Annotated in this window: 11 protein-coding genes; 6 read left to right on the top strand and 5 right to left on the bottom strand. The window is 37.4% G+C overall.

What is annotated here, in order from left to right; translation table 11 throughout:
* The 3 genes from rplA to pbpC all read right to left on the bottom strand — a co-directional run bounded on the left by rplA (position 1) and on the right by pbpC (position 4,071).
* Positions 1–699, bottom strand: a complete 699-nt coding sequence (gene rplA / locus QM491_RS17905; protein WP_283328932.1) for a 50S ribosomal protein L1 — start codon at positions 697–699, stop codon at positions 1–3.
* A gap of 108 nt (positions 700–807) precedes the next feature.
* Entirely contained in the window at positions 808–1,245 is a 438-nt protein-coding gene (gene rplK / locus QM491_RS17900) for a 50S ribosomal protein L11 (protein WP_166551587.1), read from the bottom strand.
* Positions 1,246–1,746: 501 nt separating this feature from the next.
* Entirely contained in the window at positions 1,747–4,071 is a 2,325-nt protein-coding gene (gene pbpC, locus QM491_RS17895; RefSeq protein ID WP_283328931.1) for a penicillin-binding protein 1C, read from the bottom strand.
* Positions 4,072–4,154: 83 nt separating this feature from the next.
* Between pbpC and QM491_RS17890 the strand changes: the two genes are divergently transcribed.
* Positions 4,155–5,555, top strand: coding sequence for an MBL fold metallo-hydrolase RNA specificity domain-containing protein (locus tag QM491_RS17890; RefSeq protein WP_283328930.1), 1,401 nt, complete (start codon positions 4,155–4,157; stop codon positions 5,553–5,555).
* Between the two features lie 112 nt (positions 5,556–5,667).
* Here the strand turns inward: QM491_RS17890 and QM491_RS17885 are convergent, their stop codons facing one another.
* Positions 5,668–6,786, bottom strand: coding sequence for a trans-sulfuration enzyme family protein (locus tag QM491_RS17885; RefSeq protein WP_283328929.1), 1,119 nt, complete (start codon positions 6,784–6,786; stop codon positions 5,668–5,670).
* A gap of 235 nt (positions 6,787–7,021) precedes the next feature.
* Here QM491_RS17885 and QM491_RS17880 point away from each other — a divergent pair, with 235 nt between their 5' ends.
* A complete protein-coding gene (locus tag QM491_RS17880; protein ID WP_283328928.1) occupies positions 7,022–8,497 on the top strand; it encodes a Gfo/Idh/MocA family protein in 1,476 nt (491 codons plus the stop codon).
* A gap of 96 nt (positions 8,498–8,593) precedes the next feature.
* Here QM491_RS17880 and QM491_RS17875 read toward each other — a convergent pair whose 3' ends face one another.
* Positions 8,594–8,893: a LytTR family DNA-binding domain-containing protein gene (locus QM491_RS17875; RefSeq protein WP_283328927.1), complete on the bottom strand. Its 300-nt coding sequence runs from the start codon at positions 8,891–8,893 to the stop codon at positions 8,594–8,596.
* A 313-nt stretch (positions 8,894–9,206) separates the two neighbouring features.
* On the opposite strand from QM491_RS17875, the gene QM491_RS17870 reads away from it, so the two are divergent.
* The 4 genes from QM491_RS17870 (at position 9,207) to QM491_RS17855 (ending at position 13,371) form a co-directional block, all read left to right on the top strand.
* Positions 9,207–9,728: a cupin domain-containing protein gene (locus QM491_RS17870; protein WP_283328926.1), complete on the top strand. Its 522-nt coding sequence runs from the start codon at positions 9,207–9,209 to the stop codon at positions 9,726–9,728.
* Between the two features lie 420 nt (positions 9,729–10,148).
* Positions 10,149–10,751 (top strand): TetR/AcrR family transcriptional regulator, encoded by a 603-nt coding sequence (locus tag QM491_RS17865; RefSeq protein WP_166551594.1) that lies wholly within the window; start codon positions 10,149–10,151, stop codon positions 10,749–10,751.
* 122 nt (positions 10,752–10,873) lie between these two features.
* Complete coding sequence (locus QM491_RS17860; protein WP_283328925.1) at positions 10,874–12,223, top strand: TolC family protein; 1,350 nt, start codon at positions 10,874–10,876, stop codon at positions 12,221–12,223.
* A gap of 32 nt (positions 12,224–12,255) precedes the next feature.
* Positions 12,256–13,371: an efflux RND transporter periplasmic adaptor subunit gene (locus tag QM491_RS17855; RefSeq protein ID WP_283328924.1), complete on the top strand. Its 1,116-nt coding sequence runs from the start codon at positions 12,256–12,258 to the stop codon at positions 13,369–13,371.
* Positions 13,372–13,457 lie beyond the last annotated feature (86 nt).

Here is a 13,457-nt window from a genome sequence, read left to right as displayed (position 1 = left end):
TTACAAACCGTTAACTGTTGCTTTGTCAATTTGAACACCTGGAGACATAGTTGAAGACAAATTGATTGACTGCACGTATGTACCTTTAGCTGAAGATGGCTTCAATTTCAACAAAGTGTTGATCAATTCTTGAGCGTTTTCAGCCAACTTAGAAGGTTCGAATGAAACCTTACCAATTGAAGTGTGGATAATACCAGTTTTGTCAACTTTGAAGTCGATTTTACCAGCTTTCACTTCTTTCACAGCTTGACCTACTTCCAAAGTCACAGTACCTGACTTAGGGTTTGGCATCAAGCCACGTGGACCTAAAACACGACCTAAACGACCGATTTTAGCCATTACAGTTGGCATAGTAATGATTACATCAATGTCAGTCCAACCTTTTTCGATTTTTTGAATATATTCGTCCAAACCAACGAAGTCAGCACCAGCAGCTTTAGCTTCCTCTTCCTTGTCAGGAGTACAAAGCACTAATACACGTACATCTTTACCTGTACCGTGAGGCAATGCTACTACGCCACGTACCATTTGGTCGGCTTTACGAGGGTCAACCCCCAAACGAACGTCGATGTCTACAGAACTATCGAATTTCGTATATGAAATCTCTTTCAAAATCTCAGCCGCTTGCGTAAGTGAATACGCTTGCGCCTTGTCATATTTCGAAAGAGCCTCTTTTTGTTTCTTTGTTAACTTAGCCATTATTTCTTTTCAATTTGAAAATTTGAAAATGTGCTAATTTGAAAAAGTTTAGATTTTGAAATGACGTATTTTTCAATCTTCGCATTTCCAAATCATCAAACCTTCAAATTAGAAAGGTTTTTCTCCTGTAACTGTGATACCCATAGAACGAGCTGTACCTGCTACCATGCTCATTGCTGCTTCTACTGTAAAGCAGTTCAAGTCTGGCATTTTAGTTTCAGCGATTGTACGTACTTGGTCCCAAGTTACAGAACCAACTTTTTTCAAGTTTGGCTGAGCTGAACCAATTTTCACCTTAGCAGCTTCCAAAATCAAGATTGGAGCAGGAGGAGTTTTTACTACGAAATCAAATGATTTGTCTTTGTAGTAAGTAATTAATACAGGTAGGATAACACCTGGTTTATCTTGTGTTCTGGCATTGAACTGCTTACAGAACTCCATGATATTCAAACCCTTAGAACCCAAAGCAGGACCGATTGGAGGTGAAGGGTTTGCTGCACCACCTTTGCACTGCAACTTAACGTAGCCAGCTATTTCTTTTGCCATTTCTTTGTAATGTCTTTAAATGTTGGATTGTGACGCTAAACTTTTTCGCATGATTGCGAAATTTAATGCCAAGATTGACTTCTCTCTGCCAGTTGGGGTGGAAGCTTTCCCTACCTGATTGAAGTCGGGCGTTTAGGTAAGAAAATTTGTAACTGAACTTTCTGATTTACAGCATCTTGCTCTATCTCACAACAGGCAAACGTTGTGCTGCTACCGAAACGGACTGCAAAATTACGGCTTTCTTCTTAATATACAAATAGTTATAAGAAAAAATTAGAGGGTTTTGTGTTTTTTCTTATTTACACGCCCTTTTTATTCGAATGAAGTCTATTTTGAAGGGACAAAGTGAAATTGTAATTAGAGTTTAGTTATACTGATATTAATCAAGCTATCATTACATATTTATTCACATACTCATTTTAAAGAGGATTTAGTTTTGAGTCATGATTACTTAATTTTAAGATTTAACTAATTCATATAATTTCTATTGGGGATTACTATTTAATTTCTTTTTACCTGAATATAAATATGAGCCGTTCGACCTTTGTCATCGGTACACGAAATTTTTATTTTTCCTGCCTCAGGATAAAAAAACGTTTCTTGATGTGGAGCGCTCTTTTGATAGAGCTTATCATTAATATACCAATATATCGTTTTGACATCATTACCAACCTGACAGCTCAATTGTAGCTTTACAGTTTCATTAGATTCTATCCAGTATTCCGCCCCATCATTGGGTGATGAAATAATGGGAACGTTATTATTAAAAACTCTTGTGCATTTAGGATTATGTGACGGTATTTGCTCATACTGAATATGTCGTGTTTGAAACCATGTAATCAGTTCGGGAGCAAAGACAGGATATTGCTTTTGTACTACACCACTATCTGGTATACAAACAGTACAATAGCTTATTGTAGCCGATGGATTTACCCAAACAGCTTTGGTGTGCGTACAATTTTGCGTATTAGATACTCCCATAATGTAATAGTCTGTGATTTGGTGATTGCAATATTCACTAGGAACAGACCCTGTCTCGGCACAAACTTTTCGCATGGCCAAATTAGCGCTTGGGCTAAACCATTTGGCTGAAGAATTATAATCAATTGTGTTAAAAATATCGAGCAAAAGTGGGGTAGCAATATTGGCACCCGAAAGCTCTGGCACGCCTTCACCCGAAAAATTCCCTATCCATATCCCTAAAGTGTATTTGGCATTGTAACCAATACTCCAAGCATCCTTTTTACCAAACGAAGTTCCTGTTTTCCAAGCAATTTTGGGCATTCGATAGGTATATTCATAATTGTTGGGTAAATCAGGACGGGTTATCTGACTAAGAATTTGGTTTATTAAAAACGTAGCATCTTCCGAAAGGATTTCTGTAGGTTTATTGGGATTTTCTTCTGCCAGTAAAGTAGCTTTAGTAAATGTTCCCTGATGGGCAAAACTGCTGAAAAGATTGGTTAATTCCTCCAAAGTAACGCCACAACCTCCCAGCGCTAGTGATAATCCTAGTTTCGAAGCATTCTTCTTGATTGTTTGAAATTCTGCTTTCTTTAGTTTTTCAATCATACTGGCTGTAGAAATGTCTTTCAACAATTTTACCGCAGGAATATTAAGAGAATTCGCCAAAGCAAATTCAGCTGTAACTTTTCCATGAAATTGCTTGTCAAAATTTTCTGGCTCAAAGCCTCCAAAATTACTTGGCACATCGTTGATGGCGGACTTCGGCGTGATAATTCCTTTGTCCAAAGCTATACCATATAATAGAGGTTTGAGCGTGCTCCCAGGCGAACGAATCGCTCGGATACCATCAACTTGTCCGCCATCTACAGGATTGTTGAAATCCGCTGAACCTACGTAAGCTTCTACTTGTTTGGTTTGATTATTAATCAACAGCACTGCCGCATTATGGATATTGATACCATATAATCTATTAACATAGTTTTGAACGATTTTTTCTAATGTTAGTTGTAAATTTCTATGCAAACTCGAATGTATCGTTGGCTCATTAGGGTAAGTAGTTTTGAGCCGATATGCTAGATGGGGAGCTAGTTTAGGAGCTTCGTGTCGTCGTACTTGCAAAGGTTCTGCCAAGGCATCTTCTATATCTTGAGACGCAAACAGATCTGCTTCTGCAAATCGCTGCAGCCACTTATTTCTTTCTTGTAAAATGTATGTATTGTTTTTCCCTAATCTCAAACTCGAAGGTCGATTTGGAATAATTGTTAATGCTGTAACTTCTGCCAAACTCAAAACATCTGGCGACTTTTGAAAATACAAAACTGAAGCAGACTTTAGACCCTCGATATTAGACCCATAGGGAACAAGGCTCAAATACATTTGTAGAATTTCATCTTTAGAATAATGTAACTCAAGTTGTACAGCTCGAATCATTTCGGTGATTTTATGCCAATAAGTGCGCTCTTGTGGATAAAGCAAACGTACTACTTGCATGGTAATCGTACTAGCTCCCGAAGTACGCCGTCTTTTGATAATATTATTGAAAAAAGCACGTCCTACAGCAATAGGGTTGATACCAAAATGGTAACGAAACCAACGGTCTTCTTTAAAGATAATAGCCTTTTCGAGGGTTGGGGTTATTTCTTTAAGTTCAGTTTGCATTCGCCATTTATCGTGAGGATTTAGAAAGGCATGCAATATTTTTCCGTCAGAATCAGTAATTACTGTAGAATATTGAGGATTGACTTTAACAGCAAAAGCAATGTCTAAACTCACTAATAGAAATATTACAACAAAAAATATTCGCCAATTGCGTGATTGATAAAGGCGTTTTGCCCAATATTCTAGCTTTGATAGAGACATTGAAAAAATGTTTTGATAAATTGTAAAAATAAGGCTTGTTTTATAAACAGCCAAGTAACTTAAAATTTCCTAGACTTGATAATATGAAAATTCAATTTCACGGAGCAGCACAACGTGTGACTGGCTCAAAACACTTGCTAATTACAGAAAAAGGCACTAAAATCCTGTTAGACTGTGGATTATTTCAGGGTTTGAATACACAGGATATGAACCAAAAGTTTGGATTTGAACCATCCGAAATTGACTATGTAATCTTATCTCACGCACATATCGATCATACGGGGCTGTTGCCTCGTTTGGTAGCCAAAGGTTTTCAAGGACCGATTTTTTGTACTTCTGCAACCAAAGATTTAGCTACTTTACTGCTTGGAGATTCGGCAAGGATTCAAGAAAACGACTTGGCAAGAATCAATAAGCGTCGTGAAAAAAGGGGAGAAACTTTACTCGAAAATCTTTACACTGAAGACGATGTAGCACAAACCATAGCGCAAATGCAAGCCATCAATTTTCGTGAAGATGTTTCAATTTGTGAAGAAGTATCTGTCTACTTTACCGATACGGGGCATATTCTTGGTTCGGCGGCGATTTCTTTGACGATAAAAGAAGGAGACAAGTCAATTCATGTTTTCTTTTCGGGAGATATTGGTCGACCACATGACAAAATTCTCAAAAGTCCAGAAGCTTTTCCACAAGCTGACTATATCATTTGTGAATCTACTTATGGTTCGCGCTTGCATGAGCCCGAAGCCGATGTAAAGGCAAATTTGCTCAAAATTGTACGAAGAGTTTGCGTCGAACAAAGAGGCAAACTCATTATTCCTGCCTTTTCAATTGACCGTACACAAGAATTAGTATATGCGCTCGATCAGTTAGAATCTGAAGGCCATTTACCCAAAATCAAAGTGTATGTAGACTCTCCACTATCGGTTAGTGCTACGATGGTCATGAAAAACCACCCAGAATGTTTTAACCCTGAAATATTATCTTATCTCGAAAAAGGCGATGGAGATGCCTTTGGGTTTCCAAATCTACGTTATGTCAGTTCTGTTGAAGAATCAAAAAAGTTGAATGATAGCACCGAACCTTGCATTATTATTTCGGCATCGGGTATGGCTGAAGCTGGACGTATCAAGCACCATATCGCTAATCACATCAACGATGTTCGCTGTTGTATTCTTTTGGTAGGATATACTTCTCCAGATAGTTTGGGAGGACAATTAAAATCGGGTGCAAAACGAGTACATATTTTTGGAGAGTATCACGACGTTCGAGCAGAAGTATTGGTAATGGATTCTTTTTCGGCGCATGCAGACTATCAGGAGATTATTTCTTATCTAGAATGCCAAAATAAAGAACAAGTCAAAACAATTTTCTTAGTTCATGGCGAGCTAGATACACAAGAAATATTCAAAGGAAAATTAGAGAAAGAGGGATACAAACACATCGAAATTCCACAAATGCACCAAGAGGTAGAGCTTGATTAAAGTATATTTCAAGAATAAGCTTTGAGCTTTCAGCAATCGAACTAAATCGGTAAAATGCTATTTTTTGTTTTTACCCGAAAGCCGAATCCTGAAAGCTCAAAGCTCCGATTGATTACTGAAGCGCTTGAGCCCAATCGGCAATCAAATCTTCTATATTTTCTAAACCTACAGATACTCGTAGCAAGTTATCTGGCGTTGGACTGGTTGGTCCTTCAACCGATTTGCGATGCTCTATTAAACTTTCTACTCCTCCCAAACTAGTTGCTGTGGTAAACAATTGTAGTTTTCCAGTAACATTCATTGCATTGATAGCATCTCCCTTTACTTGTACCGACAACATGGCTCCTGCCTGTGACATTTGTTTTTGAGCAATTGCATATTGCGGATGTGACGACAAACCAGGATAGTGTACTACTTCAATAGCAGGATGTTGAGTAAGATATTCTGCTAATTGTTGAGCATTGGCAGTTTGAGCCTTTACACGTAGAGACAATGTTTTAATTCCTCTTGCTACCAACCAACATTCGAATGGAGAAGGAACTCCACCTGTCAATTTTTGGATTGTTCTGATTTTATTTGCCAAATCTCCTTCTTCTTTTAAAATCAAAGCTCCACCCAGCACGTCGCCATGTCCGCCAAAATATTTTGTGGTAGAATGCATCACAATATCAGCTCCTAACAATAATGGACGCTGTAAAACTGGTGTTGCCCAAGTATTATCTACGGCACACAAAGCACCATGTTGATGCGCCAAATCTGCAATAGCTGTAATATCTGAAACTTTTAGTTGAGGATTAGAAGGAGTTTCGAGCCAAATTAATTTAGTATTTGGTTGAATGGCATTTTGGATAGCCTCTAAATCAGTAGTATCGACTTTGGTAAGTGTAAGCCCCCAATGAGAGAAAATTTCTTCAATCAATACATTAGTGGCAAAGTAAGCATCGTCGGGTGTAATGATGTGGTCTCCAGATTTGAAAGATTGAAACAATGCAGTAGTCGCGGCCATTCCCGAAGCAAAGGCAAAACCAACTGCTCCTGCTTCGAGAACAGCAAAGCTTTTTTCGAGTAACTGCCGATTTGGATTATCGTTGCGCGAATAAATATATCCGTGAGCATACGACCCGTCTGTTTCTCTCTCAAAAGTAGTTGAAAGGTATATTGGCGAAGCAACCGCACCAGCGTTAGCGTCGGTCATTTGGGTGCTTTTTATGGCTAATGTTTCAAAATTCATCAGAAATATTGTTTGTTTAAAAGTTTGAGCTGAAGCAAATACCAGAACAAGCCTTCAAGGCTTTACAAATTTAATCTAGTATTTTGGATTTTGTAACACTTTACCGATACCGACATACAAGGACAACAAGTAATTCCTTTCATAATAGCTTTGAGTAAGGCACTTTTTAAGTATATTTATAAGTCCTTCAAAACGACCTATTTCGTCTTCTTTTTCAACCTAATTTTCTATTAAAATGACTGATTCAACAAAATTGCCACCAACTGGCTCAGGCAATTCATCTAGAAGAGATTTTTTAAAAGCAGCATCTCTCACTCTAGGAAGTTTTTACATCGTTCCTCGTCATGTTCTTGGTAAAGGCTTTACGGCTCCTTCTGACAAACTCAACATTGCAGCCATTGGTTGCGGTGGTAAAGGTTGGACAGACTTAAATGGCGCTTGGGACAATGGTCGAAACAACATTGCTACTCTCTGCGATGTAGATGACCGTCAGGCGGCAAATGCTATCAAAAAGTTTCCTAATGCTAAGTATTACAAAGACTTCAGAAAACTTTTAGAGGCTGAGAAAAATAACATTGATGCTGTAACTGTATCTACACCCGACCATACACACTATGTAATTGCCATGGCTGCCATGCAAATGGGCAAGCATGTTTACGTACAAAAACCTTTGGCTCACAACATTGCTGAGGTTCGTAAAATGACTATTGCTGCTCGTGAGAACAAGGTTGTAACTCAAATGGGCAATCAAGGTTCATCGGGCGATGGGGTTCGTCGTATGATGGAGTGGTACAAAGCTGGCTTGATTGGAGAGGTAAATCGAGTACACGTATGGACCAATCGTCCTGTATGGCCACAAGGTTTGGCTAAACCACAAGGTAAATTTGATATTCCGAGTGAGTTAGATTGGGATTTATGGTTAGGACCAGCAGCTTATGAAGATTATAACCCTGGGTATCACCCATTCAACTGGCGTGGTTGGGTTAATTTTGGTACAGGCTCGCTTGGCGATATGGCTTGTCACATGATGGATCCACCCTATCGTATTTTGGGATTAGGTCATCCGTCAGAAGTAGAATGTAGTATGAGCGATGGCTGGACTGGGCCATTTAAACAAGGCTACTTTCCTGAAAGTTTCCCTGCTTCGTCTATGATTCATCTCAAATTCCCAAGAAAAGGTAAAGATCCTGTAAAAATGACTTGGTATGACGGAGGTCTTATGCCTGAGCGTCCAGAAGAAATTCCTGCCGATGTAAAACTAGGCGACTGGAGCGGCGGTGTATTGCTTATGGGGACAAAAGGCGTAATGATGTGTGGTGTATATGGTGCCAACCCTTCGCTTTGGCCAGAAACCAAACTCAAAGAAAAAGGCGATAAACTGCCTATTTCGATTCCGAGAGTTGTGGGTGCCGACAACGAAGGTCATTACCAACAATGGCTTCAGGCTTGCCGTGATGGATATGGCAAACATCAACCATTGAGTTCATCGTTTGATTATGCAGGACCAATGTCAGAAACCGTATTGATGGGTAATTTGGCAATCAGAAGTTACTTTTATCGTACGCCTAAAAAAGACAAACAATGGCTACAAGAATATGATTACCCTGGACGTAAAAAACTATTATGGGATGGCGAAAATATGCGTATCACCAATTTTGAAGAGGCAAATCAATTCGTAAAAAGAGAATATCGCCAAGGTTGGAGTATGTAATTTTAGAATAAAAAAGGAGTTGCTTGTGTGAGCAACTCCTTTTGTGTTAGGTAGAATAATATAAATTTCATGTTAGTATCTCATTTCAATCAGTTCCTAAATATTGCCCCTTCTACGGCGGGCAATTGGTAAAATACTCTTGTCGAGCAATTCAACGTAGTCGCGGTGTATTACGCGAATGTACTGGCGATTGACAAGGTGCTTGCGACTAATTCGCACAAAGCCTTCATCCGTTTTGGTAGCAACTCTTCCTATGGTCTGAGCCATAATATCTTTTCTACCTGTTTGCAGGTAAACAAAGGTATAGTTGATAGAGCCTTCAAAATACATAATGTCTTGGGAAAAATAGAAATATTTTCTCCCAATAGTCAAGTGGGGTGGGATTTTTTTGTTCATAAGAGTGATGTTGAGCTATTAATTTTGACATACAAGGTTTATACAAATATCAATTCATAGGTTCAAGCATCAAATACTTAACATTCAGTATTTTAACAAGTGGCAAAAAGGAATTGCATAAAATGAAGATATTCTTTAAGAAAAAATGAAATTATTTTATGGTACTTTTTCTATAAATAAAGGATTGTAACTTTGTACATATAATAAGGCTAGATACAACATTCCCTTTTGATATATCTCTTAAATAGGGTATGAGTCACACATGAAAATCTCTTTGTGATGATTATATATCCATTTTACTAACAATTATCTTATGAACCTAAATATCTCTCCCAACTCAAGTAAAGAAGAAATTTTTGAACAAATTGCCAAAGAATTAAATACCCTTGGCTTTAATGTTGTTAAACAAGATCAAACTCGTCCTTGGGGTGGTTTTTTTGTAATCGACGAAACACAAGCTCCTGCTTTTGCAAGTACATATTTTCCACATTTGGAAATGTCTGAAATTCAGATTACCAACAAGTTGAGTCCAAAAATATTAGTAGTAGCTCCCGAAAAACGTCTTTCTTGGCAGTACCATTTTCGTCGTGCCGAAATTTGGAAAGTTATTGCAGGTACAACTGTAGGTGTAAAAATTAGCCCAACCGACGAAGAAGGCGATGAAGTAAAAAGATTAGAATCTGGTAGCTTTATTCAAATGGATAAAGGCGAACGCCATAGATTAATCGGCTTAGAGTCTTGGGGGGTAGTAGCAGAAATCTGGCAACATACCGATCCTGAAACTCCATCTGACGAAGACGATATTGTTCGCTTACAAGACGACTTCGGTAGATAGTCAAAAGTTCATAATTTTAGACTGTTTACTTAAGGTAAAAGAAAGTATTCCCATACCTTAAGTAAACAGTCTATATCCTCCAAAAATCACTTGTTTACAAATTTATCTTTGCATAATATTCTACATATTTAGTTCTTATCGTATATCCCCCTTTGTTAAATACAATTTGTCATAATTTTTCCAGACATATTTACATTTTACAAAAACTTCTTTATCAAGTCATTACCACTTATCCATACTGATTTCCATTCATCATACTAGCAGAACATTTCTACAAAAAATCACAGAAAACTTTGAACCTTTTTAAAGTTTCCATAGTTTTGCCTTCAGAAACTATTCTAATCACGAAAGTTTCCAACCTCTGATAAACTTGCAAAACCTACCATATAATCAGGTCATTAGCAATTTTACATATTAGAAATGAAGGAAAGAATTATTGAAACTAGCGGTCGTTTGTTTATGCGTTATGGAGTAAAATCTATAACGATGGACGACATTGCCAAAGAGTTGGGGATTTCTAAGAAAACCATTTATCAACATTTTTCAGATAAAGACGAAATCGTTTTTCAGGTTGCAGTACATCAATTGGAAGAAGATAAGTGTGAGTACCAAACCATGAATGACAGTTCGAAGAATGTGGTCGAAAAAATGGTTAAAACTATTGAAATGCTCAAAAAGTCGTTTTGCGAAATCAATCCAACGATGCTTTACGACATCAAGAAATATCACCCTCGTGCTTGGAATTTATTCATGGAGCATAAACAGAATTTTATTCTGACTCAAATGATTAAAGACCTTGAAAAAGGTATCGCTGATGGGTTGTTTAGACCAGAAATCAAAGTAGAAATCATAGCTAAGCTACACTTAGAATCAATTTTTATTGCGTTTGACATGCAAGTTTTTCCACCTGATAGATTTTCGTTTATTGAAGTTCAAATCGCCTTAATTGATCATTTTATTAGAGGTGTCTTGTCGGACGAAGGTCTCAAATTATATAATAACTATCTCAATCTATTGAGTTAATGAGTTATTGATAATCAGTGATTTGATATGTTTTCTTACCACATACAAATATTCAATTATTCTTATTCTCAACTCATAAAGCATATATGTTCTTTAAAAATTTACTAATTATCTAGTCAAAAATGAAAACTAAACTTAAAAGTAGCTTACTGACTTTCAGTATATTGCTTACTTCGGTAGTGGCTCGTGCCCAACAAAGCTACACGCTCAAGGAGGCGATAGATTATGCAGTAAAGAACCATTCGAATGTAAAAACCGCACAACTTGATGTATTGAATGCTAGCGCAAAGGTGAATGAAATCAAAGCGATGGGATTGCCACAAGTAAATGCAAACATTGGTTACACCAACAACCTTATCATCCAAAGGGTATTTATTCCAGCCAAAACATTTGATCCAAATGCCAAAGAAGGCGACGTAGTAGCAGCTGAATTTGGTGTGCGCAATAGTGGTAGTGCTGTTGCAAGCTTGAGCCAGTTATTATTTGATGGTTCATATACCTTAGGCTTAAAAGCCGCAGATGTTTATAAGGAATTATCGGCCAAGTCTCTTACGCAAACAAAGCAACAAATTGCAGAAAACGTCACGAAAGCCTATTATGGTATTCTTGTCAATGAAGAGCGTTTGGAAATCCTTAAGCTTAATATCGGTCGCCTTGACTCTCTTTTCAATCAAACCAAAGCATTAAATCTACAAGGATTCGTTGAAAAACTTGACGTACAACGTTTAGAGGTACAAAAAAACAATCTTTCGATTGAGTACAAAAATGTAGAACGCTTACAAGAATTAAGTTACAATTTGCTCAAATTTCAGATGGGTTTACCTCTAACTGAACCAGTAGCTGTAACGGACAAATTGAGCAGTGTCAACTTGAATGAGTTTTTGCCAGAAAACGAAACACCTTTCCAGTATGATGACCGTATCGAATATTCGATGTTGAAAACACAAGATCGTTTGGCTCAACTAGATTTGAAAAACCAAAAAGCAGGTTATTTGCCAAAGGTATTCCTTACAAGTACGTATGGGTATTCGACGGGTCGTCCACAATTTGGTGATTTAATTACCAAACCTTGGTTTAACGCAGCCACACTTGGTTTCTCTATTCAAGTTCCAATTTTTGACGGATTCTCGAAAAAATACAAAATTATCCAATCTGCCAATGCTGTACAGAAGATTAAAGAAAACTTTACCTTCTTACAAAACAGCATCGACTTACAAGTAAAACAAGGTCAAATTACCCTGAAAAATGCCTATGAAACGCTTCAAGAACAAAAGCATAATATGGATTTGGCAAAAGAAGTTGTTCGTGTAACCAAAATCAAATATGAACAAGGTGTTGGCACAAACTTAGAATTAGTCAATGCTGAATCATCTTACAAAGAAGCTCAAAACAATTATTTTGCTACCTTATATAACGTGCTAATTGCTAAAGTTGATCTTGACAAAGCCAAAGGCAAGTTATTTGTAGAATAATCCCTAATACTAAAAATCGCAAAAAAGAAATAATGAAAAAGCAATACTTAGCAATAGCCTCTGCCTTATTTTTATTGGCAGCCTGCAATAAATCAACTGATAAAAAAGCTGAACTAGAAGCCCTAAAATCTCAGAAACAAGAAATTGAAGCTAAAATCAAAGGCTTAGAAAAAGAATTAGGTAAAACAGAGAAAAAAGAAGAACAAAAAATCGTAACAGTATCTGTAAGCCCAATTCAAGCGCAAAGCTTTAAGCACTTCGTGGAAGTTCAAGGTTTGGTAAGCTCTGAAAATATTGTACAAGTTACTCCACAAATGAGTGGACAATTGACTAGCGTTTTAGTAACCGTAGGTCAAGCTTTGAAAAAAGGACAATTAGTTGCAACTATAGACAATACTGTTTTGAAGCAGTCAATGGCCGAAATCAAGCAACAATTAGATTTAGCCGTTACGCTTTTCAACAAGCAAAAAGCACTTTGGGATCAACAAATTGGTACTGAAGTACAATACCTTCAAGCAAAAGCCAATAAAGAAGCTCTAGAAAAACGTATTGTAACCATGGAAGCACAATTGGCTATGACCAAAGTATATGCTCCAATTGCAGGAACGGTTGAGGTTGTTCGCCAGAAAGTAGGTGAAATGGGTATGCCAGGACAACCTATTTTCCAATTAGTAAATGTAGGTAATTTGAAAGTTGTAGGTAAAGTAGCAGATACCTATTTGGGTTCTGTAAAACGTGGTGATGCTCTAAATGTGAAATTCCCAGATATTAACAAGGAATTGAATACAAAAGTAGGCGTAGTTGACGCCTTAGTTGATCCAGTTTCAAGAACTTTTGGCGTAGAAGCTAAAGTACCAAACTTGGGCGGTCAATTAAAGCCTAACCAAGTAGCTATCATGACGATCAATGACTTGTCAAAAGCAAACTCAATCGTGATTCTTCAAAACTTAATTCAGAATACAGAACTAGGCAATATCGTTTATGTAGCCGTTACCGAAAATGGTAAAAAAGTAGCACGTGGTCGTAAAGTAAAAACTGGTTTGAGCTATAATGGCAATATCGAAATCCTTGAAGGACTTTCAGCAGGTGAACTTTTGATTACGCAAGGATACCAAGACTTAGTTGATGGAACTCCTTTGAGTTACTAATCCACATGAGCCTTAAGAATGTGGATAACTTTTATTTATCCACATTCCAATCTCAACAATAGCATTTCTAAAGATAAATAGGCAAG

The sequence above is a fragment of the Flectobacillus longus genome (genome assembly GCF_030056705.1).
Taxonomy (GTDB): Bacteria; Bacteroidota; Bacteroidia; order Cytophagales; family Spirosomataceae; genus Flectobacillus; species Flectobacillus longus.
This window is presented reverse-complemented; position numbering and strand designations above follow the sequence as displayed.